Source organism: Pseudomonas sp. G3-39 (assembly GCF_054790485.1).
Genome location: NZ_CP186497.1, coordinates 4,585,623 through 4,612,001, shown reverse-complemented (window position 1 = coordinate 4,612,001; position 26,379 = coordinate 4,585,623). Strand labels below are relative to the sequence as shown.

Below are 26,379 nucleotides of genomic sequence, written 5' to 3'. Positions count from 1 at the left end.
CCACAATTGGAACACATTCCAATGTGGGAGCGGGCTTGCCCGCGAAGGGGCCGGATCAGCCAGTAAATCTATAGGATCAAAAAACCAAAAGCCCCGGCATTCGCATGCCGGGGCTTTGTTTTTTCAGCGAATCACTCAGACCTGTGGATCACCAACGTGCAGAATCTTCATGCCGTTGGTGCCACCGGTGGTGTGGTAGCTGTCGCCCTTGGTCAGGATGACCCAGTCGCCTTTTTCCACAACGCCGCGTTTGACCAGTTCGTCGATCGCCTTTTGGCTGACTTCATGCGGTTCCAGCGAAGCCGGGTCGAATGGAATGGTGTAGACGCCGCGGAACATCGCTGCACGCGCCTGAGTTTCGCGGTGTGGCGAATAGGCGTAGATCGGCACCGAGGAGCGGATGCGCGACATGATCAGCGGGGTGTAGCCGCTTTCAGTCAGGGCGATGATCGCCTTCACGCCCGGGAAGTGGTTGGCGGTGTACATGGTCGCCAGGGCGATGCTTTCGTCGCAGCGCTCGAACTCTTTGCCGATACGGTGGCTGGAGGTCTTGCCGGTCGGGTGCTTTTCAGCGCCGACGCAAATGCGTGCCATCGCCTGCACAGCTTCCAGCGGGTACTGGCCAGCGGCGGATTCAGCCGAGAGCATCACGGCGTCGGTGTAGTCGAGCACGGCGTTGGCCACGTCGGACACTTCGGCGCGGGTTGGCATCGGGTTCTGGATCATCGACTCCATCATCTGGGTCGCAACGATCACCGCTTTGTTGTGGCGGCGTGCGTGCAGAATGATCTTCTTCTGAATGCCCACCAGCTCGGCGTCGCCGATTTCCACACCGAGGTCACCACGAGCAACCATCACTGCGTCGGAAGCCTTGATCAGGCCGTCGAGGGTTTCATCGTCGGCCACGGCTTCGGCGCGTTCGATCTTCGCCACCAGCCAGGCAGTGCCGCCGGCTTCGTCACGCAGTTGACGGGCGTAGTTCATGTCAGCCGCGTCACGCGGGAAGGACACCGCGAGGTAGTCGACTTCCATTTCGGCGGCGAGCTTGATGTCGGCCTTGTCTTTTTCGGTCAGGGCTGGTGCGGTCAGGCCGCCACCGCGACGGTTGATGCCTTTGTGGTCGGACAGCGGGCCGCCGATGGTCACCACGCAGTGCAGCTCGGTAGCAGTGGCGGTTTCGACGCGCATCACTACGCGGCCGTCGTCGAGCAGCAGCTCGTCGCCCACGCCGCAGTCTTTCACCAGATCCGGGTAGTCGATGCCGACCACTTGCTGGTTGCCTTCGGTCAGCGGATGGCTGGTGGAGAAGGTGAACTTGTCACCGATCTTCAGCTCGATGCGCTTGTTGGCGAATTTGGCGATACGGATTTTCGGGCCTTGCAGGTCACCCAGCAGGGCGACGAAACGGCCGTGCTTGGCCGCCAGGTCACGCACCAGCTTCGCGCGAGCCTTGTGCTCGTCGGGGGTGCCGTGGGAGAAGTTCAGACGGGCAACGTCCAGACCAGCCAGAATCAGCTGTTCGAGAACTTCCGGCGAGTTACTGGCCGGGCCAAGGGTAGCGACGATTTTGGTACGACGGACGGACATGCAAAGACTCCTGAGTTCAAGCGCTAGCAGAGGCTACTATGCTCTTGGGGTGTAGTCATTGTTCGTTTGCACTACTTATTGTTTTCTTTATTGAACGTGGCAACTTTGGGACAAACGCGCCTGAAGATTTACGACCAGGGGTCGATACAGAGCTCAAGACAGGAGAACCTCCCCATGCGATTGTTGCCCATTGCCGCCCTTGCCCTCAGCGTCCTCGCCGTCACGGGCTGCACCCGTTGGTCGATGAACCATCATTTGAACAACGCCTACAGCGCCTACGACCGGGGCAATTGCGAGCAGGTGATGCTCGAACTGTCCAAGGTCGAACGCGCCAGCCGGGCCCGTCCGTATGTGTGGCCGGAAGTGTCGATGATGCGCGGCCAGTGCCTGGAACGGCAAAAAATGTACATCGACGCTGCGCAGACCTACCAGTTCATCATCGCCTCGTACCCCAACAGCGAATACGCCTTCCGCGCCCGCGCCCGCCTGGAAACCCTGCAGAGCCTGGGACATTACCCGACTCGCAGTGCGGCGGCGGTGCCGAGTGCGCAACGCTTCTGATGCCGGATGTCATACAAACGCTGGCTGACTGTACAGGTTGAGCTATAGTCCAGTGATCCGGTTTAGAGTCTGGCCTCTAAACATGGGGCAACACCTGCGACTGGTCGATGTTGAGGCGATGGCGTATTGGCGACCATGCCACCGGAAGCGGGGAGAGCGTGTCTGTGACACAGGCGTGTTCCGAAGCAAAGGTGCGGCTCTGTGATGGGGCCTTGCGTGGCGTACCTCGCATGTTTACCGACCGACGAATCGAACGGCACCAGTTGCCGTACTTCCTCAGGGTGTTCAACAGCGTCACCGACAAACCCATCGGTTTTCTGGGCAATGTGTCCGAAGACGGGCTGATGCTCATCAGCCAGTTACCGATGATGACCGGTGTCGATTTCAGTCTGCGTCTCAAAATTCCGCTCGGCGATGGCTGCCAGCAGGTCATCGACCTGACGGCGTGCTGCCTGTGGTGCCATGAAGACGCGACCCCGATGCACTACGACGCCGGCTTCAGCCTGCAACGCCCGCCGCCGGAATATGCGCAACTGGTGCAGGCGTTGAAGCAGTACTTCAGTTTTCAGCCCCTGCCGGCATCTGCCTGATACAGCCAAAACCAAAGATCGCCGCCTGCGGCAGCTCCTACAGTGGAAATGCAATTTTCCTGCAGGAGCTGCCGCAGGCGGCGATCTTTTGATCTTCAAGCCTTCAAGGCAATCGCCCGCTCACTGTCCAGTGTCTTCTCCGCCAGCAACAAACCCATCTCGCTCAACTGATAGATCGCCATCGCCAGATGCCGTGGTTTGTCTTCCAGGCTGTCCGCCAGATCCAGCAGCAGAATGCTCACCGACGAGAAGGTTTCGTAGGTCTGGATGGCGATGGCTTCGGGGTTGAGGTCGGGGGCGACAACGAACATCTGCATGCCGCGATCCACGGAATTGCGTGAGGGCGATTTTGGTTTGAGGTAGTGGTCGAGGGCGCGTTCTGCGGCTTCCTGAAACCTCTCTGAATCAGGGGGGAGACAGCTGGAAGTCGCGTCAGATTCTGGAGGATTTGATGTTGCACTGTTCATGGCTTTATATCCTTTTTGCTTGGCTTCCAGTTCGGGTGAACGTGAACGGAAACTGCTATGAAGAGGTTATTCGGCCGGGGGGAGGTGAGCTGTTCGGCTCACCTAGAGACGTCCTGCTAACAGCTAAAATGTTACTAGCCTGACTGAAGCTACTGCCTCGACATTGCCCCGGACAATTAATTTCGACCGCTGATTCAGCGGCCAAGATCAAGTTACGGAGCCTCACCAATGCGTACAAGACAGAGCATTCTGGTGTGTTCGTAGGCAAAGGCGCCACGTCGTGTAGCCTAAATTCCTAGGTTTGGGGAAAGACTTCATTCGGATGACGGATATGTGTACCCGAACGCATCAATCTGTTTCATTTCGATATAAGACGGGGGGATTTTAGGTGGGGTGTTGGAAGGTTTTTGAATCGTCAAATCGCTTCGATAATCACCCTGTGGATAACACCAAAGCGGTCGACAAAATTCATTGAGTTTTTGAGGCCTAGTCCGTTTCCTTTGCTCTGAGTTTCGCCAAGCCCTGCTTGATATAGCCGGCATTTTCTCCAATGACAAAAAGCGCAGAGCGGACGTTTTCTCCGATCTCGGTAAACCCCCTCTCTTCGACCTGGAGTGTTAGCTCCATTAGGGCTGCCTCCAGCCCAAGCTGATTCTGATAAATCCTTTCCAACACATCAGATAATGAATATTTAGTGGGCATTCTTCGACTCCGTTCGAGAGGCTTCGAGCATGGCTGCATGGGAAAATTTAGCGGGCAATCCGATAGCGCGGGATGGGCCGCCTCAAGGAGCGGACTGGCACTCCTTTAAATAAGTGGAGTGAGATACCGATCAATGGAAAAGCCCTTTTAGCAGCGGTATTTCTTATTAAGAAATCTACACCCGCTTGCCAATTTGAAACACCCCGCCGGCGTGAAATCTACAATGTCTATAGGGCTCCAGCTTTCTTCCAGCTTAAGTAAATTGACACTAGTTCAGTGTTTAGCTTACTGGTAGGGACATCCAGCACAGGTGTGCCATGAGCCATCAGGCGCTCATTCAGTTCGGCCCTAGCGTTTAGGTAATCCACTGCGCCGCAATAGGCCAATGCTTCAGGAAGGGTTTGTACCGAGTCTTGGCGCATTTGGTCGAGCGTTTCTTCGCGCAGGCTGACCACTAACACTTGATGCTGGCGGCTCAGGTGTTGGACTGCGTTGGTCAGTTCGCCATGGTCCTCATCCTGCAGGTTGGTCATAAGGATGACCAGTGCCCGTCGTTTCTGACGTGTTAGTAGTTGCCGAATGGCTGCCTGATAGTCCGCCGGACGTTGGCTACTCGCCAGATCGTAGACCGTGTTGAGCAGGACGTTGAGTTGCCCGCTGCCTTTTACCGGAGCTAGATATCGCGGTTGATCGTCTGCAAATGTACTCAATCCCACCGCATCGCCCTGACGCAGCGCGACATGGCTCAGCAGCAGACACGCATTCAGCGCATGGTCGAAATGCGACAGCTCGCCATCCTGGCTGCGCATTTGCCGCCCGCAATCGAGCATGAACATGATCTGTTGATCACGCTCGTCTTCATACTCGCGGGCAATCGGCGTGCGCTGGCGGGCGGTGGCTTTCCAGTCGATCTGGCGCAGGCTGTCGCCTTCGCGAAATTCGCGCAACTGATGAAATTCCTGACCCTGCCCGCGACGCTGGCGCTGGCGCACACCGAGCTGGCTGAGCCAGTTGTCCACCGCCAGCAACTGCCCACCGTAGAGCTTTGCGAAGTCCGGGTAGACGCGGATCTCGCCGCTCACGGCGAGCAGGCGTTTGCCTGTCCACAGACCGAACGGGCTGGGCAGGTTGATCTCGCACTGTTCGAAGCTGAAGTGCCCGCGCTTGAGCGGGCGCAGACGGTAGCCGACCGCGCTGAATTGCCCGGGTTGCAGTTCAATCGCCAGCGGCAGGTTTTCGAAGCTCAGGCCCTGTGGCACGTGGTCGAAAATCTCCACCGCGACCGGCTCATTGAAGTCATGGCTGAGCTGCAGCCGCACCTCGCTCCAACGGCCGAGTGCCAGGCTGCCGGGCATCTGCCGCTGGATGCGCGGCGAGGGCAGGTTGTTCAGGCGCAGCGCATCGATGATCGCCAGCACCAGCAGGGCCAGGAGCAAGCCCCAGTTGATCGACAACAGCGTGGCGGGCACGTCGATGTCGAGGGCTTGCAGCGTGCCCAGCAGCGTGCCGACGGCCAGCAGAATCGCGAGCCAGATCAGCAGCAGGCGTGACGGTTTCACAGGCGCGGCGCCGGCACTTGGTCGAGCAATTGTTGCAGCACCTGATCGACCTGCAGACCTTCGATGTCCAGCTCCGGCGCCACTCGCACCCGATGGCGCAGCACCGAGAGCGCGCAACCCTTGATGTCATCGGGAATCACGAACTCGCCGCCGCGCAGCAACGCACGGGCGCGGGCGCAGCGCACCAGCGCAATCGAGGCACGCGGCCCGGCGCCGAGGGTCAGGCCGGGCCAGGAGCGGGTGCTGCGCGCCAGTCGCACCGCGTAATCGAGCACCTGATCGTCGATCGGCAGGTCACTGGCGATGCGTTGCAAGGCCTGCACGTCCTTGGCTTGCAGGACCGTGCGCAACGGCTGCACGTCGAGCATGTCGGCGCGGGTCGAGCGGCTGACCTGACGCACCATGTTCAGCTCTTGCTCGGCCTCCGGGTAGTCCATGCGCACTTTGAGCATGAAGCGGTCAAGTTCGGCCTCCGGCAGTGGATAAGTGCCTTCCTGCTCGATCGGATTCTGGGTGGCGAGCACCATGAACGGCTGGGCGATCGGCAGCGCCCGACCTTCGAGGGTGACCTGGCGCTCCTGCATCGCTTCGAGCAGTGCCGCCTGGGTTTTCGCCGGTGCACGGTTGATCTCGTCGGCCAGCAGCAGGTTGGTGAACAGCGGCCCCCTGCGCAGCTTGAACTGCTCGGTGTGCAGGTCGTACACCGCGTGGCCGGTGACGTCGCTGGGCATCAAGTCCGGGGTGAACTGGATGCGCGCGAACTCGCCGCCGAAGCACCGCGCCAGCGCCCGCACCAGCAAGGTCTTGCCCAGCCCCGGAACGCCCTCAAGCAGCACGTGACCGCCGGCGATCAGCGCGGTCAGCACATCGTCGATCACGCTGTTCTGGCCGATCAGGGCCTTCTGCAATTCTCCGCGCAGCGCTTGCGCCAACTGGCTGGCACGCTGGCGTTGCTGGGCGGTGTGGCTGGCGCTACCGGGCTCGATCTGTTCACTCATAGCGTGTTCCTCAAGGTTTGCAGGTGGGCCACCTGGCGACTGAAATCGGCGCTGCTCATGCGCTGTTTCGGCACCGGGCTGAGGGCCTGACTGATGGCGCGGGTCGGCTGTCGGGTCAGGCGCGACAGCACCAGCCATTGCTCGGCCACGTTCAATTGGTCGAAGCCGGGATAGCGGCGGCGGGCGCGGCGCAGCACGTCCTGTTGCAGGGCTTGCAACAGCGTGTGCTGACCGTTGTGGCGCAGGATGAAATCGGCACTGGCGCGCAGGTGTTCCTGCAACTGCCGGCGGCCACTCGGGGTGGGTGCCTGCAGTGGTCCATGGCGCATAGCAACGTGCCACAGGCCGAGGCCGATCAGTGCCAGCAGGGCGACGATGGCTTGCGGGAAGTAACGCCAGAGCAAGGTCAGCAGACCATCGTGTGCGGTGTTGAAAATCAGCGTGACGTCGGTGTCGGCGCTCAGGTACCAGAGCAGCCAGGCGTTGTCGTGCTTGCTGATGGCCGGGGTTTTCCACAGTTCGGCATCGGTGACCACGGTGATCGAGCCGAGGCCGTACGGCAGTTGCATCATGTGCGTGGCCTTGGCGCTGTTGGCCCAGGCCTGGGCGAGATTCTTCGGGTCGTCCAGATGGAACGCGGTGTCGAAACCGGCGTAGGCGGGAGCGTCCTCATCTTCCAGATAGAGTTTGGTCAGGTTCGGGTACGGATCATCGGCCAGCTCCGCCGGCGGCTCCTTGAGGTCCTTGCTCAGGGACTGGTGCAACTGCACCCGATCCAGCAACAGATCATCGCTTTGTCTGGCCTGCTTGTCCCACAGCGCTTCGGCCACGAACACCAGGCGCCCACCGGCGCGGGCCCAGTTCAACACCTGATCGACCTGCCGCGGGGTCATGCGCGAACGTTCGCCGAACAACAGCAGGGTGTGCCGACGCGGATCGATGTCGGGCAGCACCGCCAGCGTTTCGGCGTGGCTGACGTTGAGGCCGCGCTCGCGCAAAAACAGTTCTGCCGCCAGATAAGGATTGGCCTGCGCCTGGGGCGAGGGGCCGTGATCGATCACTTCCTGATAGGGCCGCGCCTTGAGGTACAGATAAACGCTCAACGCCGCGAGCAGGGCGACGATCAGCCCGCCGAGCAGCCACGCGTTGCGCCGGTTCAAGCGCGCGCTCCCGAGCCGAACAGGGCACGCCAGCCGTCACACAGTTCCTGTTGCAGATGTGCCGCCGGTACGCGGTGCCCGTAGGCCATGTTCTGCCAGTGCTGTGTCAGGGTGCGACTGAACGCCAGCAGCTCAGGGCGCTGCAGTTGCTCGATCCGCAATAGCACTTGATGCTCGGTGTCGGCGGGTTTCAAAGTCAGGGCAAAATCGTGCAGCAGACGGCTGAGCAATCCGCGATACAGCAAGCCCAGCGCGGCGCGCGGCTGGGTGTGCCAGAGTTGTTCGGCACTGGCGGCGATGTCGTCGGGCAAGGATTGCGGGTTCAGGTCCAGGCCAAATGCTTGTTGCGGCGCAGGTGGCCTGATGCGGGCGGGCAGCTTCGGCCGACGGCTGACGAAGGTGCGCAGGAACTCGCGATAGCGCCAGATCAGCCAGCCCACAGCGGCGATCAACGCTCCCCACAACAACACTTCAATCAGGCCGGCCAGCGCATTGAAGCGCTGACTGTCCAGCCAGCCGAGCAGGGTTTTCAGCCATTGCGGTGCCTCGCCGGGTTTGTCCTCGGACGGGGCTGCCGGATCGTCGCCAAAGCGATAGCGGGTCACGCTTTCCTTGTTCTTGAACGGCGGTTGTTCGAGTAGCGCCTTGATGCTGTCGTGCGCGGCCTGACTGGTCAGCGGTTGGTGCAACAGGCGGGGTGCCTCCGGTGCGCTGGCGGGATCGGCTGCAGCCCATACGGGTGGCACCGCCGGCAGCAAAAGACAGACCGCCAACAGCAAACCCAGAGCGCTGCTGTTCAGGCGTTGGCGTAAACGGCGGAACACCAGCTCGATGTCCCACGCCTCCAGTGCGGTGCGCCGGTTCAGATACAGGCTGAAACCGCAGGCGACATAAATCGGTTCCCAGACCACCAGCACCAGCGCGTAGAAGGCGTTGGTCAGGTGCTCCAGCCAACGCCAGTGGTGATCGGCGTCGAGGATCAGCGATTGCCAGTCCCAGTCAGTTTCAATCTGCTGTGGCAGCAACATGTAGAACAGCACCATCAGGCCGATCCACAGTGCGGTCTCCAGGTGCATGCCGATGATCGTCAGCCATTGCGCGGCGCCGGCATTGCGTTGCAGCAACACCTGCAAGCGTTGCTGACGGTCCGTGCCGTCGAGACCTTCGAGTTGCACCACCGGCAGCAAAAAGCTGCGACTCAGGCTCAGCCGGCGCCAGGTCAGGCTGGCCAGCAGTTGCGGCTTGAGCAACCGTGGAAATTCGCGCAGGGCCTGTTTCAGTGTCGGTGTTTCGCCGAACAGGGCTTTGGACAGGATGTACAGCGGCAGGCGTTCGTACGCCGGTTTCAGCCACCAGAAAATGAATACCGCCAGCGACGGCGAATCCCATAGCAACAACGTCAGCACGGCGAACAGCGGCAGGGTGACGATGGCCCAACTGGTCATCAGCAGGCGTCGATGCTGCTGGCTCATGAGCACGCCCAGGTCCATGGCTTCCCAGGTGCTGCGCGGACGGATCGCCACGGTGGCATCACTCAGGCGCATGGCGTGTCCTTCCGGCGAACAGCAGATAGGCCGCTACTGCGAGCCACAATGCGGCACCGACCGCATATTTGATCGGCGGTGTGACCCCGGTCTTCGACGACCAATACGCTTCGATGAACGCTGCGATCAGCAGGAACAGCATGACCCCACACACCAGCAGCACGCTTTTGCGCGCCGCCTCCACCAGTGCTTCACCACGGGTCAGCCGTCCCGGTGCAATCACTGCCCAGCCGAGCTTTAGCCCCGCCGCGCCCGCCAGGGCAATGGCGCTCAGCTCGAAGGCGCCGTGGCCGATCACGAACGACCAGAACGTCTGGCCAAAACCGATTTCGGTCAGGTGCCCGGCCACCGCGCCGATGATCAAGCTGTTATAGAACAGGAAGAACGCGCTACCGACGCCCAGCAGCAAACCGCTGGCGAAAGTCTGAAAGGCGATGCCAATGTTGTGCATCACGTAATAGCCGAACATCACCCAGTCTTCGCTGGCCGCCCGTTCGGCCGAGCGCCCGAGGTGCCCGGCCACCGGGTCGTACATGCTCTGCATGTCGCGCACCTGTTCGGCGGGGATCAGGTTGTAGATCAGTTCGGGAAAGGCATACACCAGCAAGGCAAAGCCGATCAGGCTGCCGAAAAACATCAGACCAGCGGCCAGCACAAACGGCCATTCGGCACGCACCAGTCGAGGAAAGTCAGCGAGGATGAAACCCAGCAGGTTGGCGCCGAATCGACTGCGGTGCCGATACAGCTGCTGGTGGCCGCGCAACACCAGTTGTTGCAGCGAGTCGATCAGAAAACTGCTGTAACCGCGCTCCTGCGCCAGCGCCAGATGCTGGCAGAGGCGTCGATAAGCCTTGGGGAAACTGGCTGCCTGCGAGGTGTCCTTGCCATGTTCGAGGCGTTCGAGGGCCAGGGTGAAGCGCTCCCATTCGGCCTTGTGACGAGCTTCGAAAAGACTCTGCTTCATGTCGGACCCAACAAGCCGCGGGCGATGCCATTGAGTTCGCTGACCGCTTTGGGCGCCGAGATGTGCAGCGGTTGGGCGAGCAGCGCGGCCAGCTCATTGACCCGCGCCGGCGACAGTTCAGCCTGACGTTCGGCGAAGGCGAGCAAGGCGCGTTGTTCGCCGAGGTTGAGCGGCACGGGCGAGCTGCGTGGCTGGGCGTCAGGTAACTGCGGGCGGAGCAGGGCGCGTTCGCTGTAGACCACCAGCGTGCCGGCTGCGATGTCGCCCAGGCGTTTGAAGGTCGGGTGTTGCAGGCAACTGATGGCGCCGAGGAAATAACCGAACGGCAGCAGATCGACAAAACGCAGCAGGTTACGCAGCAGCGAGGCCGACCAGCCGATCGGTGTGCCGTCATCGTGGATCACCCGCAGGCCCATCCATTGCTTGCCCGGCGAACGGCCCTGACGCAACACTTCGAAAAGCACCATGTACCACCAGCTGACGGCAAACAGCAGCAGCGAACCCAGGCCCATGCCGAGCTGGCCGAGAAACGCCAGCAGCAGAAACAGCACGCCGAGGATGGCCCCGCGAATGCCCAGGTCGATGCCGAAAGCGAGGCTGCGCACCATCAGACCGGCCGGGCGCAGCGGCAGGTCGATGCCTTCCGGGGTTTCCACTTGATAGCGGGTATCGAGTGGCGGTTTCAGCGGTGCTTTCCGTGGCAGTGCTGTGTTCTCGAGCATGGGCTACCTGATGGGGCCGGATCGGGATGCGAAGTCGGTCCGATGCTAGCAGCCTCTTGGGGGAAAACGACATAACTATGTATTGCACATCGTGTGATGCGCGGTGGTTGAATGACACAGCGCTGGCCGCGACCGCGGTTCAACGCCTAGACTTTGCCGATCTTCAGTTCAGGAACCGCCCGTGACTTCAATCTTCTGGTACGACTACGAGACCACCGGCATCAATCCGCGCAACGACCGTCCGCTGCAGGTCGCCGGGATTCGCACCGACCACGACCTCAATGAAATCGACGAACCGGTCAACCTCTACTGCCAGCCCAGCGAAGACATCCTGCCGCACCCGGCGGCGTGCGCCATTACCGGTATCACCCCGAGCTGTCTCGCCGAACAGGGTTTGAGCGAAGCCGACTTCATGACCCGCGTACACGCGCAACTGGCGGCGCCCGGCACTTGCGGTGCGGGTTACAACACCTTGCGTTTCGACGACGAGATGACCCGCTACAGCCTGTACCGCAATTTTTTCGACCCGTACGCCCGTGAATGGCAAGGCGGCAACAGTCGCTGGGACCTGATCGATGTGGTGCGCGCCGCGTATGCGTTGCGCCCGGATGGCCTGGTCTGGCCGACCGACGACGAAGGCAAGGTCACCCTCAAGCTCGAACGCCTGACGGCGGCCAACCACATCGACCATGGGCATGCGCACGAAGCGCTCTCGGACGTGCGCGCCACCATTGCGCTGGCGCGGTTGATCCGCGAGAAACAGCCGAAGTTGTATGACTGGCTGTTTCAATTGCGCAGCAAACAGAAGGTCATGGATCAGATTCGCCTGCTGCAACCGCTGGTGCATATCTCCGGACGCTTCTCGGCGGCGCGGCACTATGTCGGTGTGGTGCTGCCATTGGCCTGGCATCCGCGCAATCGCAATGCGCTGATCGTCTGTGACCTGCACCTTGATCCGCAAGGCTTGCTGGACCTGGACGCCGAAACCCTGCGCCGGCGCCTGTACACCCGCCGCGACGACCTCGCCGAGGGTGAACTGCCGGTGCCGCTGAAACTGATTCACATCAATCGCTGCCCGGTGGTGGCGCCGTTGTCGGTGTTGCGTGCCGACGATCAGCAGCGTCTGGGCCTGGACATGGCGCTGTATCAGGCACGTGCACTGCGGCTAAGTGACGCACAACAAGTTTGGAAAGATAAAGTCGCGGCGATTTACGCCAGCGAAGACTTCACGCCCAGCGAAGATCCGGAACAGCAGTTGTACGATGGATTTATCGGTGATCGCGATCGGCGTCTATGCGAGCAAGTGAGAACGGCGGATCCGGCGCAATTAGCGCAAGAGCACTGGCCGTTCGATGATGAACGTCTGCCGGAATTACTCTTTCGATATCGCGCACGCAACTTTCCCGACACGTTGAATTTTGAGGAGCAAGAACGCTGGAGAATATTCTGTCAGCAGCGTTTGTCCGAGCCGCAAATGGGCGCGCCTAATACCCTGCAATCTTTTGCCGAGGCCGCGCAGCAATGGGCGCTTAGTGCTACGCCGATACAGAATCAAGTGCTCAATGAGTGGCAGAATTATGTCCAGGCATTGCGCAAACGTTTGAATCTTTGAAATCGAACATAGTGTGCCCATGAAATGCCGGGCATAAAAAAACGCCAGCGTATGCTGGCGTTTTTCATGGGCCGCAGAATCAGTCTGCGACAGGCGTTGCGGCTTAGCCCAGCAGGGTAGCCCAGCCTTCAACCACGTCACCGCCCCACTTGGCTTTCCACTCTTTCAGAGTCTTGTGGTTGCCACCTTTGGTTTCGATGACTTCGCCGTTATGCGGGTTTTTGTATTGTTTAACTTTGCGCGCGCGCTTGGTGCCGGTAGTTTTTACTGCGGCGCCACGGGTGCCTTTGGTTTTCGATTCCGGATCCAGCAGGGCGATGATGTCGCGCAGGGACTTGGAGTATTCGCCCATCAGGGTGCGCAGTTTGCCTTCGAATTCCAGCTCGGCTTGCAGTTTGTCGTCTTGCGACAGGTTCTTCAAACGCGCTTGCAGCTCTTTGATTGCTTCTTCGGTGGCGCGATATTCGTTGATCAAGGACATGGTAACTACCTTATGCAGATGTGTTGAATGGCAGGGGACAGTGCCGCAATAATAGTCAGGCTGTTTCATCAAGTAAACATTTAACCGGTTTTTTTATTTGAATTAGTTGCAAGGAATAACCGGTAAATTGAATGGTCATTTAAATAATGTGATGCAGTCATCACGAATATTCACAATTATCTGGCCGAACAGCTTCACTGCAGGACTATCGTTTCGCCGCGCGTGGCGTCAGGCGTCGCTAATCGGGCCTGCCTGCGGACATGTGGTCATCAATACTGCAGTTTCCGCGCACAGTCGCTAGAATGGCCGCCTTTGCGAAGTTCTGGAGTTTTCCCCCCATGCGCACCTTTCGGTTGGTGATTTCCTGCCCTGACCGCGTTGGCATCGTTGCCAAAGTCAGTAACTTTCTGGCATCCCACAACGGCTGGATCACCGAAGCGAGCCACCACTCGGATAATCAGAACGGTTGGTTCTTCATGCGTCACGAGATCCGCGCCGATTCGCTGCCGTTCGGTATTGAAGTGCTGCGCGAGAAGTTTGCGCCGATCGCCGAAGAGTTCTCGATGGACTGGCGCATCACCGACACCGAGCAGAAGAAACGCGTGGTGCTGATGGCCAGCCGCGAATCCCACTGCCTGGCCGACTTGCTGCACCGCTGGCACAGCGACGAGCTCGATTGCGAAATCTCCTGCGTGATTTCCAACCACAATGACCTGCGCAGCATGGTCGAGTGGCACGGCATTCCTTATTACCATGTCCCGGTCAATCCGCAGGACAAGGAGCCGGCGTTCGCCGAAGTCTCGCGTCTGGTCAAACAGCACGATGCCGAAGTGGTGGTGCTGGCGCGCTACATGCAGATCCTGCCGCCGGCGCTGTGCCGCGAATACGCGCACAAGGTGATCAACATTCACCACAGCTTCCTGCCGTCGTTCGTCGGCGCCAAGCCGTACCATCAGGCGTCGTTGCGCGGCGTGAAGCTGATCGGCGCGACTTGCCACTACGTGACCGAAGAGCTGGACGCCGGTCCGATCATCGAGCAGGACGTGGTGCGTGTCAGCCACAGCGACAGTATCGAAGACATGGTGCGTTTCGGCCGTGACGTCGAGAAGATGGTGTTGGCCCGAGGCTTGCGTTATCACCTCGAAGACCGTGTGCTGGTGCACGGCAACAAGACCGTGGTGTTCTGATCGAACCTGCGCGTACTTGAATAAAGAAGGGCCTGGGCGTTCAATCGTCCCAGGCCCTTTTTTCGTTTCAGCCCTTGAGGAACTGCCCGTGAGCGACCCATTGGACAAAGCCACTTCGAAAGCGCCCGCCACCGTGGGGGAGGGCTGTTTGAGCCGCTACGACCCGGATGACCTGAGCCCGGAAGACGGCACCGAGTTTCCCGGCGCCGCCGAGCTGTGGGAGCAGCTCAAGGAGCGGGCGGACGAACCTGAGAAGCCTGCCTGATCTTCAGCAGCTTCTTGAGCAGCGGCCGCCCCAGCATCAATAGAAACACCGGGCCACCCACCACCAGATAGAAATAGAACGTCACCACCCGCCAGATCAGAATCGCTGCCGCCGCAGTGGATTTGCCGACCATCGGCGCCAGCAGCGCCGCCGAGGTCAGCTCTGCGGCGCCCGCACCACCGGGCAACAGGCTCATTTGACCAGCCCCCAGCGATAGCATCTGCACCAGAAAACTCCAGGCCCACTGCAGATCCGCGCCCAGTCCGCGCAGGGCCAGATACAACACGCTGTAGCGTAGCAGCCAGTGCATGCAGGTCAGGGCGAACACCTTGACCAGGGTTTGCCACGGCAACTTGAGGGTGTCGATAAACGCGTCGAGAAAATGCAGCAGCTTGCGCGCCCAGCGCCGACGCGTGGCCGGTTGCACGTTGAGGCGGGCAAGCAGGCGTCCGCTCAGAAGGATCAGGCGGCGGTGGTAGCGCGCCAGCAGCACGCAACTGAACAGCCCACCGAACAGTGACACGGCGCTGACCATCAGCAACCACTCCAGGCGGTCACTGAGATGCTGAAACAACGCGTAAATCAGGATGCCGCTCAGGGCGCAGAGAAAGAACAGCAGATCGCTCAACTGATCCATGGCAAACACTGCGCTGCCACGGGCCGGGCGTACGCCGCAGCGCGCCAGCAACGCCATGATCGTCAGCGGTCCGCCACTGCCGCCGGGAGTGGCGCAGTAGGCGAACTCGGCGGCCATGACCACGCCGAGACTTTTCAGCGGCGTTACCTGATCGCGCTGATCACCCAGCAGCAGGCGCAGACGCAGGGTGTTGATGCCCCAGCAGAGCAGAATCATGCCGAACATGATCAGCAGCCAGTGCAGGGGGAAATTTTGCAGGCGCGCACCGATCTCGCCGCCGCCGAGCAACACCGGGATCAGTACAGCAGCGAGCAGGCCGATCAACAACACAATGCCGCGACTCATGCAGCGCGCTCCATTCGCTCGCGTTGCTCGGCGAGCCAGTCGATTTTGGTCATGGGCGTGCGTCCTTCTGCCAGCAGCCGTTCAAGGGTTCGTAGCCAGTAATCACGCGCGAAGGCGTGGCGCATGTCTACCGGGTGCAAGCCTAGACGAATCACCGCGGCGTCGCGCCACTGCTGTTCGCGTTGCTCGCTGACGAGTTTTGACAGACCCCGGCGCCAGGCGCTGCGCGCACTCCACACCAGACCCGGGGCGTTGATGGCGGTGAAATCCGGTAATTGATAAAGATGTTGCGGGTCGCTGGTGTAGCTCAATGGCGTTTCGCGAAGGGCCTGGCGCGTGCCCTCGCTCATCAACCAGGCCGGGGCGACAAAGCCGTGCAACGGCCAGCCATTGCGCCGGAACAGTTCGATGCCGTCGCGCAGTCGCGCCAGGGCGGCTTCGCGGGACAGGCGATAAAACTCCCCTTCGTGGGTGTAGATTCGGCGCATGAACCAGTCGCGGGGTGTGGCTGGCGCTGGCTCGCGGTCGTCATGGTAATAGCCGTGCAAGGCCAGTTCATCGCCACGGGCCAGCCGCTCGCCGAGCATTCGGCAAAACGCGGGATGATCCTCAAGCGCATCGTGGCCATGGAAATCCGGAACAACCAGCCAGGTCATCGGCACGCCGCCCATTGCGTCGACCGCCTCGACAAACGGCCGATAATCCGCCCACGTCGACGGCGCCACGTCGTGCAGCACCAGCAGCACTGCGCGGTCATTCAAGGAATCAGCCATTGGCCACCCTGGGCAGAGAGTGACCGAGCACCGCGTGGTAATGGCCGAGCAGGCTGTCGACCACGCTGTCCCAGGAATAACGCCGTTCGACGTGTTGCCGCGCCTGTTGGCCGAGTTTCACGCAGCCGCGACTGAACAGCTCGCGCACGGCATTGGCCATGGCTTGTGGGTTGTTCGGCGCACAGAGCAAGCCGCAGTCGTCGGCGACAATCTCTTCAAACGCCCCGGCCGCCACCGCGACCACCGGAATCCCGCAGGCCATGGCTTCAAGGATCACCAGGCCAAAGGTTTCCTGGTCACCGGCATGGATCAGGGCGTCGGCGCTGGCCATCAACCGGGCCACGGTGGCGGCGGGACAGAACCCGTCGATCACGCTGACATTGTCCGGAACCACGGCCGGCATCGACGAGCCAACCAGCAGCAGGTGATAGCGTGGGCCGAGGCGCTGCATGCATTTGAGCAGCACTGGCAGGTTCTTCTCTTTGGAACCGCGCCCGGCAAAGATCAGCAGACGAGTGTCTTCGGCAATTCCCAGTTCGGCGCGCAGGCCGTTGTCGCGGGCGTCAGGGTGAAAGGTTTGCAGATCCACGCCCAATGGCTGCACGAATACATTGCGCACTCCCAGACCAGTGAGCTTGTCGGCCATCACCTGGCTGGGCGCCAGCACTCGATCGAAGTTGCCATAGAGCTTGGTGACGTACGCCTCGACGTTCGGCGTGACCCAATGGCCCATGCGATTGCCGACCAGTAGCGGCAGGTCCGAGTGATAAAAGCCGATCACCGGCACGTCCAGTTGCCGTCGCGCGTCCAGCGCCGCCCACGCGGTGAGGTACGGGTCGCCGACTTCGATCAGATCCGGCTGCAAACCCTGCAGGACATTGCGCCATGGCGCGAGGCGCAGCGGGAAGCGATAGCCTTTGCCGAAGGGTAGGGCGGGTGCGGGCACGGTGTAGATACCATCGTTTTCACCGAAATGCGCGCCGGGAATCAGCAGGCTATGACGAATGCCCGTTTTGCCCCCCAACCGGCGATGCTTGGCATCCAGATAGGTGCGTACGCCGCCGCTGGCCGGGGCGTAGAACATGGTGATGTCGGCGATATGCACTGTGATCAACCCTCCGCTGCGTTGCACTCCCTTGGTTGACCTTTATCCAGAATAGATGTTCGGTCGGGATTGCGCGGTGGGAGTGTCAGGGAGGTGTTGTGGTGTTTGTCAGGATGCCTTCGCGAGCAAGCCCGCTCCCACGGGGATCTGCAAACGACACAGATCCCATGTGGGAGAACATGAGGGGATGTCGGCGATCTGCGCGGTGGGAGTGTCAGGGAGGTGTTGTGGTGTTTGTCAGGATGCCTTCGCGAGCAAGCCCGCTCCCACAGGGATCTGCAGATGACACAGAGCCAATGTGGGAGAACAGGGGGGATGTCGGCGATCTGCGCGGTGGGAGTGTCAGGGAGGTGTTGTGGTGTTTGTCAGGATGCCTTCGCGAGCAAGCCCGCTCCCACAGGTATCTGCAAACGACACAGATCCGATGTGGGAGCGAGCCTGCTCGCGAAGAGGCCCGTGGCAGCGATTTAGATGCGGAAACTGCCGACCAGCTGCTTCAGGCGCGAAGCCTGCTGCTCCAGATCCGAACAGGCTCGCAACGTCGCCTGCAGGTTCTCGACGCCTTCCTGGTTCAGCGTATTGATCTCGGTGATGTCGACGTTGATGGATTCCACCACCGCGGTCTGCTCCTCGGTCGCTGTTGCCACCGACTGGTTCATTCCGTCGATTTCGCCGATACGCTGGGTCACGCTGTTGAGGCGTTCGCCGGCGAGGTTGGCGATTTCCACGCTGTCCTGGCTGTGGCGCTGGCTGTCGCTCATGGTGCTCACCGATTCACGGGCGCCGACCTGCAGCTCCTCGATCATGGTTTGCACCTGCTGCGCCGATTCCTGAGTGCGGTGCGCCAGGTTGCGCACTTCGTCGGCGACCACGGCAAAACCGCGTCCGGCCTCACCGGCACGCGCCGCTTCGATGGCGGCATTGAGCGCCAGCAGGTTGGTCTGCTGGGAGATGCTGGTGATCACTTCGAGGATCTGCCCGATGTTCACGGTTTTGCTGTTCAGCGACTCGATGTTGGTGCTGGAGGCGCTGAGCATGCTCGACAGTTGATTCATCGCCTTGATGCTGCGATCCACCACTTGCTGGCCGTCTTCGGCGAGGCCGCGGGCGTCACTGGCCTGGTTCGAGGCTTGCGCGGCGTTGCGGGCGATTTCGTGGGCGGCGGCGCCCAGTTGATTGATCGCGGCGGCGACGCTGCTGGTGCGCGAGGCTTGCTGGTCGGAGTTGTACATCGACGAGTTGGACGCCGCGACCACGCGCAGCGCAACCTCGTTGACCTGGCCGGTGGCCGACGACACTTCGCGGATCGAGCCGTGAATACGCTCGACGAAACGGTTGAATGCGGTACCCAGCACGCCAAACTCATCGTTATTGACGATGGTCAGGCGCTTGGTCAGGTCGCCCTCACCGTCGGCGATGTCTTCCATGGCGCGGGTCATGACGTGCAGCGGCTGGATCAGCAGGCGAATCAGCATGCCCAGCAACGCGATGATGAGCACCACCGCAATCACCGTGGCAATCACCGCCGAGGTGCGGAACTCGCTGAGCATCGAGAAGGCTTTGTCCTTGTCCACCGACAGCCCGATGTACCAGTTGACCGACGGCAGGCCTTTGATCGGCGCGAAGCTGACGATGCGAGTCTTGCCATCGACGGTGATTTCACTGAAATCGCTGCTGATGCGCGGGGTGTCCTGCGGATAGGCTTCTTTCAGTGATTTCATCACCAGTGCCTTGTCCGGGTGCACCAGGATCTTGCCGTCGGCGCTGACCAGGAAGGCGTAGCCCATGCCGGAGAAGTCTCGCGCAGTCAGGGTGTCGACCAGAGTTTGCAGGCTCAGGTCGCCGCCCACCACGCCGACGCTCTGACCGGCCTTTTTCGAGGCGGTGGCGATGGAGATGATCAACTGGCCGGTGGCGGCGTCGATGTACGGTTCGGTCAGGGTCGACGCGCTGCTGCTCTCGGCCCCTTTATACCAAGGGCGCACCCGAGGATCGAAACCGTCCGGCATCTTCACGTCCGGACGGATGGTGAAGTGACCGGTGGCATCGCCCAGGTAAGTGGCCATGAACGTCGAGGTCAGGGATTTCTGTTCCAGCAGGCTGGCGACGTTGGCCGGGTCCGGGTTGATGGCGATGTTCTGCGCGGCGTTCTCGACCAGCAGAATGCGCCCGTTGAGCCAGGTCTGGATGTTATCGGCGGTGACTTCGCCCATCTCGTTGAGATAGTTGTTCAGGTCATCGCGGATCGCGTTGCGTTGCAGCCAATCGTTGTACAGCGTAAACGAGGCGAAAGCGGCGATGACGATGAGGGCGGCGGCAAGCAAAATTTTATGGCTGAAGCGCAGGTTTTTGTTCATGGCTTGGGGTTCCGCTAAGGTCTTAATGTCCTGGGCGTGCTTTTATAAAGACGCGCAAAATGGGCAAGGGTGAAACAACTGATATTTCCGACTCTCCTTAGGGAAATGTCCGACCGACTTTTCAGTCAGGTTCTCGCCCTTAGCTATCGGCCACAACGGATTAAAGATTAACCATAGGTGACAAAATGCCTGACACATCGCAACTCGTTATCGGCGCCGATCTGGCGGGGCAACCGATTGCTCAGGCCATGCGCCTGGCTAACCGCCACGGGCTGATCGCCGGTGCGACCGGCACCGGCAAGACCGTGACTTTGCAACGCCTTGCCGAAGCATTCAGTGACGCCGGGGTCGCGGTGTTCGCCGCCGACATCAAGGGCGATCTGTGCGGCCTGGGCGCCGCCGGCAATCCGCAGGGCAAAGTCGCCGAGCGCATCGCCGGGATGCCCTGGCTCGACCACAAGCCGCAGGCTTATCCGGTGACGCTGTGGGACATTCACGGGGAATCCGGTCATCCGTTGCGCACCACGTTGAGTGAAATGGGTCCGTTGCTGATCGGCAGCCTGCTGGAACTGACCGACAGCCAGCAGTCGGCGCTGTACGCGGCGTTTAAAGTGGCCGATCGCGAAGGCCTGTTGCTGCTCGACCTGAAAGACCTCAAGGCGCTGCTCAATCACCTCAAGGACAACCCGCAACTGCTCGGCGAAGACGCGGCGCTGATGACCACCGGTTCCAGCCAGGCACTGTTGCGTCGGCTGGCGACTCTGGAGCAGCAGGGCGCTGAAGCCTTGTTCGGCGAACCGGCGCTGCAACTGGAAGACATTCTGCAACCGGCCGCCGATGGTCGTGGGCGGATTCATTTGCTCGATGCCAGCCGTCTGGTGCATGAGGCACCGAAGGTCTACGCGACGTTCCTGCTGTGGCTGCTGGCCGAGCTGTTCGAGCAATTGCCGGAGCGCGGCGATGCCGACAAACCGCTGCTGGCGCTGTTCTTCGATGAAGCGCATTTGTTGTTCGGCGATACGCCCAAGGCGTTGCAGGAGCGTCTGGAACAGGTGGTGCGGCTGATCCGCTCGAAAGGTGTCGGCGTGTATTTCGTCACCCAGTCGCCGGGCGACCTGCCGGACGACGTGCTCGCGCAACTTGGCCTGCGGATTCAGCACGGCTTGCGTGCGTTCACCGCCAAGGAACAGAAATCCCTGCGAGCGGTAGCTGATGGCTTCCGGCCAAATCCGGCGTTCGACACCTTGTCGGTACTGACCGAGCTGGGCATCGGTGAAGCACTGGTCGGGACGCTGCAGGAAAAAGGCACGCCGGAGATGGTCCAGCGGGTGCTGGTGGCGCCGCCACAGTCGCGGATCGGGCCGTTGAGCGAAACCGAACGCACGATGCTGATCGCCGGGTCGCCGTTCAAGGGGCGTTATGACAAGCCGATTGATCGTGAGTCGGCATATGAAATCCTGATGGGCCGCAAGGATCTGGCGCCGGAGGCGGATGCGCCAGCGGGTAAGCCGGCAGCCGAAGAGCCGAGCCTGGCTGATCGTGCCGGAGAGTTTCTGGGCACGGCGGCGGGGCAGGCGTTGAAGTCAGCCATGCGTCAGGCGGCCAACAATCTGGGTAAACAACTGGTGCGCGGCTTGATGGGGTCGTTGCTCGGTGGCAGCAAACGGCGTTGATCCAAACTGTGGGAGCGGGCTTGCTCGCGAAAGCGGTCTGCCAGTCAACAATAATGTTGACTGAAAGGACGCCTTCGCGAGCAAGCCCGCTCTCACATCGGATAAATGTCAGTTTTTTGAATTGATATCAGGTTTTGTCTTTGCGTGCGCCGCCAGACGCTCAAGCGCCGCGCGCAGTCCCGGATCGCTGATCCCGTCCGCCGTGGACTGAATGGTTGCTGCGGCATTACTCGACAGGTCCATCGTGTGCCCGACAGCCCCAGGCTGGACGATCGGTGGTCGCACACTGAATTTGATTCGCGTCAGGTTGGCGAACTCTTCGAACAGCTGCAATTGCCGTTGCAGGCGTTTTTGCTGGTAGCGCAGGCGTGTCGCCCAATGGCCGTCGGTGACCACCAGCGACAGTTCGCCTTCACGCCACTTGGCCACATGACAATGTGCGCGGGCGGCAGGTTGCAGCTGGCTTTCAAGCAGGCGTTGCAGATGAGCGAGGCGTTGGGCATGACCAAGAATGGCTTTGAGCGGCTTGGCTTCGCGTAGCAGAACGGCGGGCGCTCTGGCTGTAAGGGGGCGAAATGCCATGATCGAACACCTGAAGTAACAGAAGCGCCATGTTAGCAGAAAGCAACGGAACCACTCGCCCATTGCTTTTGTCCCTGCTTTACCCATTAAATCAACAACTAACTTCTTGCCTTGATGGGTTGAAGTTGAGCAAAACGCCCTTATTTTAAGTGAGCCCCGTCAAAGCGCAGTGCCAGCATCGTGGAATATCGCCACTTTCCTCACCACCGTTTCCGGGTAGAATGCTCGTTCGCATGCGGCCATGAGGGCTGCACGGGCGACTCACGGGGCCGCCCTCCATCCCTTTAGTGTGGAAGATCCTGCCGATATGTTTGCGCCTTTGTTAAAGAAACTTTTTGGAAGCAAGAACGAGCGTGAAGTCAAACGCATGCTCAAGACGGTGCAGCTCGTCAATGCCTTCGAAGAGCAAATGGTGGCCCTTTCGGACGATCAATTGCGCGCCAAGACCAATGAGTTCAAGGCCCGTATCGCCAAAGGGGAATCCCTCGACAAGCTGTTGCCTGAAGCCTTCGCGGTCGCCCGTGAAGCCGGCAAGCGCGTCATGGGCATGCGCCACTTCGACGTCCAGTTGATCGGCGGCATGACCCTGCATGAAGGCATGATTGCCGAAATGCGTACCGGTGAGGGTAAAACCCTCGTAGCGACCCTGGGCGTTTACCTCAACGCGCTGTCCGGCAAGGGCGTGCACGTTGTAACCGTGAACGACTACCTGGCCCGCCGTGACGCCAACTGGATGCGCCCGCTGTATGAATTCCTCGGCCTGACCGTCGGCGTCGTGACGCCGTTCCAGCCGCCGGAAGAGAAGCGCGCCGCCTACGCTGCCGACATCACCTACGGTACCAACAACGAATTCGGGTTCGACTACCTGCGCGACAACATGGCGTTCAGCATGGAAGAGAAATTCCAGCGCGAACTCAATTTTGCCGTGATCGACGAAGTCGACTCCATCCTCATCGACGAAGCCCGTACCCCGCTGATCATTTCCGGTCAGGCCGAGGACAGTTCCAAGCTGTACATGGAGATCAACAAGCTGATCCCGCAGCTGGAACTGCACGTCGAAGAAGTCGAAGGCCAGGTCACCAAGGCCGGTCACTACACCATCGACGAGAAGACCCGTCAGGTCGAACTCAACGAAGCCGGTCACCAGTACATCGAAGAAATGCTCACCGGCGTCGGCTTGCTGGCCGAAGGCGAGAGCCTTTACTCGGCGCATAACCTGGGCCTGCTGACCCACGTCTACTCGGGTCTGCGTGCGCACAAGCTGTTCCACCGCAACGTCGAATACATCGTGCAGGACGGTCAGGTCGTACTGGTCGACGAACACACCGGTCGTACCATGCCGGGTCGTCGTCTGTCCGAAGGCCTGCACCAGGCCATCGAAGCCAAGGAAGGTCTGAACATTCAGGCCGAGAGCCAGACCCTGGCTTCGACCACGTTCCAGAACTACTTCCGTCTGTACACCAAGCTGTCCGGCATGACCGGTACCGCCGACACCGAAGCGTTCGAATTCCACCAGATCTATGGCTTGCAGGTCATGGTGATTCCGCCGAACAAGCCGTTGGCGCGTAAAGATTTCAACGACCTGGTGTTCCTGACCGCCGAAGAGAAATACGCGGCGATCATCAATGACATCAAGGAAGGCATGGCCCAGGGCCGTCCGATCCTGGTGGGCACCGCGACCATCGAAACTTCCGAGCATGTGTCCAACCTGCTCAACAAGGAAGGCATCGAACACAAGGTGCTGAACGCCAAGTTCCACGAAAAAGAAGCCGAGATCATCGCGCAAGCCGGTCGTCCTGGCGCCCTGACCATCGCCACCAACATGGCCGGTCGTGGTACCGACATCCTGCTGGGCGGTAACTGGGAAGTGGAAGTCGCGGCGCTGGAAAACCCGAGCCCCGAGCAGATCGCCCAGATCAAGGCCGACTGGCAGAAGCGTCACCAGCAGGTGCTGGAGTCCGGCGGTCTGCAGGTGATCGCCTCCGAGCGTCACGAATCCCGTCGTATCGACAACCAGTTGCGTGGCCGTGCCGGGCGTCAGGGTGATGCCGGTTCCAGCCGCTTCTACCTGTCGCTGGAAGACAGCCTGATGCGCATCTTCGCCTCTGACCGGGTGAAGAACTTCATGAAAGCCCTGGGCATGCAGCCGGGCGAAGCGATCGAGCACCGCATGGTGACCAACGCGATCGAGAAGGCGCAGCGCAAGGTGGAAGGTCGCAACTTCGACATCCGTAAACAACTGCTCGAGTTCGACGACGTCAACAACGAACAGCGTAAAGTGATCTATCACATGCGTAACACGTTGCTGGCCGCCGACAACATCGGTGAAACCATCGCCGATTTCCGTCAGGACGTGCTCAACGCCACCGTCAGCGCGCACATTCCACCGCAATCGCTGCCAGAGCAGTGGGACGTGGCCGGTCTGGAAGCGTCGATTGCCAGCGACTTCGGGGTGAAACTGCCGATCCAGCAATGGCTCGACGAAGACGATCACCTGTACGAAGAGACCCTGCGCGAGAAGCTGATGGTCGAGCTGATGGCGGCGTACAACGAGAAAGAAGATCAGGCCGGTGCGGAAGCACTGCGCTCGTTCGAGAAACAAATCGTTCTGCGCGTGCTGGACGACCTGTGGAAAGACCACCTGTCGACCATGGATCACCTGCGTCACGGCATCCACCTGCGTGGCTACGCTCAGAAGAACCCGAAGCAGGAATACAAGCGCGAGTCGTTCACGCTGTTCTCCGAGCTGCTGGATTCGATCAAGCGCGACTCGATCCGTGTGCTGTCGCACGTTCAGGTGCGCCGCGAAGATCCGGAAGCCGAAGAGCAACGCCTGCGTGAGGAAGCCGAAGCACTGGCCGCGCGCATGCAGTTCGAACACGCCGAGGCCCCTGGTCTGGAGCAGCCGGAAGTATTGGGTGAAGAGGTCGATGTCGCCCTCGCCACCGCGCCGGTGCGCAACGAGCAGAAGCTGGGTCGCAACGAACTGTGCTACTGCGGTTCGGGCAAGAAATTCAAGCATTGCCACGGGCAGATCCAGTAACCCCCGTTTCAATCGCTGAAATACCCGCGCCGCGACCGGCTCCTGCCGTCGCGGCGTTTTGCCATTTACACCACCGCCATTCCTGTGAGCGGTGCTGACATCATTGAGTAAGGAGCGCATTCATGGCTGTTGGTCTTGGTCCTTTGCCAACGTTGCACCCGGTTGCCGGTTTTGAACTCGGTATTGCCTCGGCCGGCATCAAGCGCCCTGGGCGCAAGGATGTGGTAGTGATGCGCTGCGCCGAAGGTTCGACCGTGGCCGGTGTGTTCACGTTGAACGCCTTTTGCGCCGCGCCGGTGATCCTGGCGAAAAAACGCGTGCACAACGACGTGCGTTATCTGCTGACCAACACCGGCAACGCCAACGCCGGTACCGGTGAGCCGGGTCTGGCGGCTGCCGAGCGCACCACCGCCAAACTGGCCGAGCTGACCGGTGTCGATGCCAGCCAGATCCTGCCGTACTCCACCGGCGTGATCGGTGAGCCGCTGCCGGTCGAGAAAATCGAAGGCGCACTGCAAGCGGCGCTGGATGATCTGTCGGAAAACAACTGGGAAGCTGCCGCCACTGGCATCATGACCACCGACACCCTGCCCAAGGGTGCCAGCCGCCAGTTCGAGCATGATGGCGTGACCATTACCGTCACCGGCATCAGCAAAGGTGCAGGCATGATTCGCCCGAACATGGCGACCATGCTCGGCTACATCGCCACCGATGCCAAAGTTTCCCGCGACGTACTGCACAACCTGATGCTCGACGGTGCGAACAAGTCGTTCAACCGCATCACCATCGACGGCGACACTTCGACCAACGACTGCTGCATGCTGATTGCCACCGGCAAGGCTGCACTGCCGGAAATCACTCGCGCCGAAGGCGAGCTGTTCAACAAGCTGAAACAGGCTGTGTTCGAAGTGTGCATGGACGTGGCCCAGGCCATCGTGCGTGACGGCGAAGGCGCGACCAAGTTCGTCACCGTTGAAGTCAACGGCGGCGGCAATCATCAGGAATGCCTCGACGTCGGTTACACCGTGGCCCACTCGCCGCTGATCAAGACCGCGCTGTTCGCCTCCGACCCGAACTGGGGCCGTATTCTGGCCGCTGTCGGCCGTGCCGGCGTGCCGGATCTGGATGTGAGCAAGATCGACGTGTTCCTCGGCGACGTGTGCATCGCCAGCCGTGGCGCACGCGCAGCGACCTACACTGAGGCGCAGGGTTCGGCGGTGATGCAGCAGGAAGAGATCACCATCCGTATCGAACTGGGTCGCGGTGATTGCAGCGAAACCATCTGGACCACCGATCTGTCGCATGAATACGTGAAGATCAACGCCGAGTACCGCACCTGATCCAAGGCCGGGTCGCTTCTTTCGCGAGCAGGCTCGCTCCCACAGGGGGATTTGTGACAACACGATCCAATGTGGGAGCGAGCCTGCTCGCGATGGCGTTGTGTCAGGCAACATCAATGTTAAAT

The 26,379-nt window shown here is 60.7% G+C and carries 23 protein-coding genes and 1 pseudogene; 8 read left to right on the top strand and 16 right to left on the bottom strand.

Annotated features, from left to right (window positions below):
* Positions 1-135 precede the first annotated feature (135 nt).
* Positions 136-1,587, bottom strand: coding sequence for a pyruvate kinase (pyk, locus tag ACOYXG_RS20735; protein ID WP_123588637.1), 1,452 nt, complete (start codon positions 1,585-1,587; stop codon positions 136-138).
* 174 nt (positions 1,588-1,761) lie between these two features.
* Here pyk and ACOYXG_RS20730 point away from each other — a divergent pair, with 174 nt between their 5' ends.
* Positions 1,762-2,148, top strand: a complete 387-nt coding sequence (locus ACOYXG_RS20730) for a tetratricopeptide repeat protein (RefSeq protein WP_007965893.1) — start codon at positions 1,762-1,764, stop codon at positions 2,146-2,148.
* A 230-nt stretch (positions 2,149-2,378) separates the two neighbouring features.
* A complete protein-coding gene (locus ACOYXG_RS20725; protein WP_027612508.1) occupies positions 2,379-2,738 on the top strand; it encodes a PilZ domain-containing protein in 360 nt (119 codons plus the stop codon).
* Positions 2,739-2,833: 95 nt separating this feature from the next.
* Here the strand turns inward: ACOYXG_RS20725 and ACOYXG_RS20720 are convergent, their stop codons facing one another.
* The 8 genes from ACOYXG_RS20720 to ACOYXG_RS20685 form a co-directional block, all read right to left on the bottom strand.
* Positions 2,834-3,205 (bottom strand): DUF6124 family protein, encoded by a 372-nt coding sequence (locus ACOYXG_RS20720; RefSeq protein WP_007965896.1) that lies wholly within the window; start codon positions 3,203-3,205, stop codon positions 2,834-2,836.
* Between the two features lie 486 nt (positions 3,206-3,691).
* Complete coding sequence (locus ACOYXG_RS20715) at positions 3,692-3,907, bottom strand: hypothetical protein (RefSeq protein ID WP_007965898.1); 216 nt, start codon at positions 3,905-3,907, stop codon at positions 3,692-3,694.
* Positions 3,908-4,134: 227 nt separating this feature from the next.
* Positions 4,135-5,466: a DUF58 domain-containing protein gene (locus tag ACOYXG_RS20710; protein ID WP_225136122.1), complete on the bottom strand. Its 1,332-nt coding sequence runs from the start codon at positions 5,464-5,466 to the stop codon at positions 4,135-4,137.
* On the bottom strand, positions 5,463-6,464 hold the full coding sequence (locus ACOYXG_RS20705) for an AAA family ATPase (protein WP_460353710.1): 1,002 nt from the start codon (positions 6,462-6,464) through the stop codon (positions 5,463-5,465). Before ACOYXG_RS20705 ends, ACOYXG_RS20710 begins: the two co-directional genes overlap by 4 nt.
* Complete coding sequence (locus ACOYXG_RS20700; protein WP_460353708.1) at positions 6,461-7,624, bottom strand: DUF4350 domain-containing protein; 1,164 nt, start codon at positions 7,622-7,624, stop codon at positions 6,461-6,463. The genes ACOYXG_RS20705 and ACOYXG_RS20700 overlap by 4 nt, the downstream gene beginning before the upstream one ends.
* Complete coding sequence (locus tag ACOYXG_RS20695; RefSeq protein WP_460353705.1) at positions 7,621-9,168, bottom strand: DUF4129 domain-containing protein; 1,548 nt, start codon at positions 9,166-9,168, stop codon at positions 7,621-7,623. Before ACOYXG_RS20695 ends, ACOYXG_RS20700 begins: the two co-directional genes overlap by 4 nt.
* A complete protein-coding gene (locus ACOYXG_RS20690) occupies positions 9,155-10,132 on the bottom strand; it encodes a stage II sporulation protein M (RefSeq protein ID WP_460353702.1) in 978 nt (325 codons plus the stop codon). Before ACOYXG_RS20690 ends, ACOYXG_RS20695 begins: the two co-directional genes overlap by 14 nt.
* Entirely contained in the window at positions 10,129-10,854 is a 726-nt protein-coding gene (locus ACOYXG_RS20685) for an RDD family protein (protein WP_027612514.1), read from the bottom strand. Before ACOYXG_RS20685 ends, ACOYXG_RS20690 begins: the two co-directional genes overlap by 4 nt.
* A gap of 181 nt (positions 10,855-11,035) precedes the next feature.
* Between ACOYXG_RS20685 and sbcB the strand changes: the two genes are divergently transcribed.
* A complete protein-coding gene (gene sbcB / locus ACOYXG_RS20680; protein WP_139054318.1) occupies positions 11,036-12,466 on the top strand; it encodes an exodeoxyribonuclease I in 1,431 nt (476 codons plus the stop codon).
* Positions 12,467-12,569: 103 nt separating this feature from the next.
* Here sbcB and mvaT read toward each other — a convergent pair whose 3' ends face one another.
* Positions 12,570-12,947, bottom strand: a complete 378-nt coding sequence (mvaT, locus tag ACOYXG_RS20675) for a histone-like nucleoid-structuring protein MvaT (protein WP_003227581.1) — start codon at positions 12,945-12,947, stop codon at positions 12,570-12,572.
* A 338-nt stretch (positions 12,948-13,285) separates the two neighbouring features.
* On the opposite strand from mvaT, the gene purU reads away from it, so the two are divergent.
* Positions 13,286-14,134: a formyltetrahydrofolate deformylase gene (gene purU / locus ACOYXG_RS20670; protein ID WP_003227580.1), complete on the top strand. Its 849-nt coding sequence runs from the start codon at positions 13,286-13,288 to the stop codon at positions 14,132-14,134.
* An 88-nt stretch (positions 14,135-14,222) separates the two neighbouring features.
* Entirely contained in the window at positions 14,223-14,399 is a 177-nt protein-coding gene (locus tag ACOYXG_RS20665; RefSeq protein WP_460353697.1) for a hypothetical protein, read from the top strand.
* Here ACOYXG_RS20665 and ACOYXG_RS20660 read toward each other — a convergent pair.
* The 5 genes and pseudogenes from ACOYXG_RS20660 to ACOYXG_RS20640 form a co-directional block, all read right to left on the bottom strand.
* Positions 14,362-15,381 (bottom strand): lysylphosphatidylglycerol synthase transmembrane domain-containing protein, encoded by a 1,020-nt coding sequence (locus ACOYXG_RS20660; RefSeq protein WP_027612516.1) that lies wholly within the window; start codon positions 15,379-15,381, stop codon positions 14,362-14,364. The genes ACOYXG_RS20665 and ACOYXG_RS20660 overlap by 38 nt on opposite strands.
* Positions 15,378-16,154 (bottom strand): DUF2334 domain-containing protein, encoded by a 777-nt coding sequence (locus tag ACOYXG_RS20655; protein WP_460353694.1) that lies wholly within the window; start codon positions 16,152-16,154, stop codon positions 15,378-15,380. Before ACOYXG_RS20655 ends, ACOYXG_RS20660 begins: the two co-directional genes overlap by 4 nt.
* Positions 16,147-17,238 carry a glycosyltransferase family 4 protein gene (locus ACOYXG_RS20650; protein WP_460358523.1) on the bottom strand — a complete coding sequence of 364 codons (1,092 nt, stop codon included), beginning with the start codon at positions 17,236-17,238 and terminating at the stop codon, positions 16,147-16,149. Before ACOYXG_RS20650 ends, ACOYXG_RS20655 begins: the two co-directional genes overlap by 8 nt.
* Positions 17,239-17,726: 488 nt before the next feature.
* On the bottom strand, positions 17,727-18,491 hold the full coding sequence (locus ACOYXG_RS20645) for a methyl-accepting chemotaxis protein (protein ID WP_460358520.1): 765 nt from the start codon (positions 18,489-18,491) through the stop codon (positions 17,727-17,729).
* Between the two features lie 93 nt (positions 18,492-18,584).
* Positions 18,585-19,616: pseudogene (locus tag ACOYXG_RS20640) on the bottom strand (HAMP domain-containing protein); the annotation flags it as partial.
* 185 nt (positions 19,617-19,801) lie between these two features.
* On the opposite strand from ACOYXG_RS20640, the gene ACOYXG_RS20635 reads away from it, so the two are divergent.
* Positions 19,802-21,289, top strand: a complete 1,488-nt coding sequence (locus ACOYXG_RS20635; RefSeq protein ID WP_096795099.1) for a helicase HerA-like domain-containing protein — start codon at positions 19,802-19,804, stop codon at positions 21,287-21,289.
* Between the two features lie 108 nt (positions 21,290-21,397).
* Here the strand turns inward: ACOYXG_RS20635 and ACOYXG_RS20630 are convergent, their stop codons facing one another.
* Entirely contained in the window at positions 21,398-21,871 is a 474-nt protein-coding gene (locus tag ACOYXG_RS20630; RefSeq protein WP_027612521.1) for a DUF721 domain-containing protein, read from the bottom strand.
* 307 nt (positions 21,872-22,178) lie between these two features.
* Between ACOYXG_RS20630 and secA the strand changes: the two genes are divergently transcribed.
* Together secA and argJ are read left to right on the top strand one after the other, a co-directional pair.
* Positions 22,179-24,914, top strand: a complete 2,736-nt coding sequence (gene secA / locus ACOYXG_RS20625) for a preprotein translocase subunit SecA (RefSeq protein WP_027612522.1) — start codon at positions 22,179-22,181, stop codon at positions 24,912-24,914.
* A 122-nt stretch (positions 24,915-25,036) separates the two neighbouring features.
* Positions 25,037-26,254, top strand: a complete 1,218-nt coding sequence (gene argJ, locus ACOYXG_RS20620) for a bifunctional glutamate N-acetyltransferase/amino-acid acetyltransferase ArgJ (protein ID WP_097085964.1) — start codon at positions 25,037-25,039, stop codon at positions 26,252-26,254.
* The last annotated feature ends 125 nt before the right edge of the window (positions 26,255-26,379 follow it).

Excerpts from the sequence above, each read along its gene's own strand:
- pyk (WP_123588637.1), bottom strand. The coding sequence starts at position 1,587 with ATGTCCGTCCGTCGTACCAAAATCGTCGCTACCCTTGGCCCGGCCAGT.
- ACOYXG_RS20730 (WP_007965893.1), top strand. The coding sequence starts at position 1,762 with ATGCGATTGTTGCCCATTGCCGCCCTTGCCCTCAGCGTCCTCGCCGTC.
- ACOYXG_RS20725 (WP_027612508.1), top strand. The coding sequence starts at position 2,379 with ATGTTTACCGACCGACGAATCGAACGGCACCAGTTGCCGTACTTCCTC.
- ACOYXG_RS20720 (WP_007965896.1), bottom strand. The coding sequence starts at position 3,205 with ATGAACAGTGCAACATCAAATCCTCCAGAATCTGACGCGACTTCCAGC.
- ACOYXG_RS20715 (WP_007965898.1), bottom strand. The coding sequence starts at position 3,907 with ATGCCCACTAAATATTCATTATCTGATGTGTTGGAAAGGATTTATCAG.
- ACOYXG_RS20705 (WP_460353710.1), bottom strand. The coding sequence starts at position 6,464 with ATGAGTGAACAGATCGAGCCCGGTAGCGCCAGCCACACCGCCCAGCAA.
- ACOYXG_RS20695 (WP_460353705.1), bottom strand. The coding sequence starts at position 9,168 with ATGCGCCTGAGTGATGCCACCGTGGCGATCCGTCCGCGCAGCACCTGG.
- ACOYXG_RS20690 (WP_460353702.1), bottom strand. The coding sequence starts at position 10,132 with ATGAAGCAGAGTCTTTTCGAAGCTCGTCACAAGGCCGAATGGGAGCGC.
- ACOYXG_RS20685 (WP_027612514.1), bottom strand. The coding sequence starts at position 10,854 with ATGCTCGAGAACACAGCACTGCCACGGAAAGCACCGCTGAAACCGCCA.
- mvaT (WP_003227581.1), bottom strand. The coding sequence starts at position 12,947 with ATGTCCTTGATCAACGAATATCGCGCCACCGAAGAAGCAATCAAAGAG.
- purU (WP_003227580.1), top strand. The coding sequence starts at position 13,286 with ATGCGCACCTTTCGGTTGGTGATTTCCTGCCCTGACCGCGTTGGCATC.
- ACOYXG_RS20660 (WP_027612516.1), bottom strand. The coding sequence starts at position 15,381 with ATGAGTCGCGGCATTGTGTTGTTGATCGGCCTGCTCGCTGCTGTACTG.
- ACOYXG_RS20655 (WP_460353694.1), bottom strand. The coding sequence starts at position 16,154 with ATGGCTGATTCCTTGAATGACCGCGCAGTGCTGCTGGTGCTGCACGAC.
- ACOYXG_RS20650 (WP_460358523.1), bottom strand. The coding sequence starts at position 17,238 with ATGTTCTACGCCCCGGCCAGCGGCGGCGTACGCACCTATCTGGATGCC.
- ACOYXG_RS20645 (WP_460358520.1), bottom strand. The coding sequence starts at position 18,491 with ATGTACAACTCCGACCAGCAAGCCTCGCGCACCAGCAGCGTCGCCGCC.
- ACOYXG_RS20635 (WP_096795099.1), top strand. The coding sequence starts at position 19,802 with ATGCCTGACACATCGCAACTCGTTATCGGCGCCGATCTGGCGGGGCAA.
- ACOYXG_RS20630 (WP_027612521.1), bottom strand. The coding sequence starts at position 21,871 with ATGGCATTTCGCCCCCTTACAGCCAGAGCGCCCGCCGTTCTGCTACGC.
- secA (WP_027612522.1), top strand. The coding sequence starts at position 22,179 with ATGTTTGCGCCTTTGTTAAAGAAACTTTTTGGAAGCAAGAACGAGCGT.
- argJ (WP_097085964.1), top strand. The coding sequence starts at position 25,037 with ATGGCTGTTGGTCTTGGTCCTTTGCCAACGTTGCACCCGGTTGCCGGT.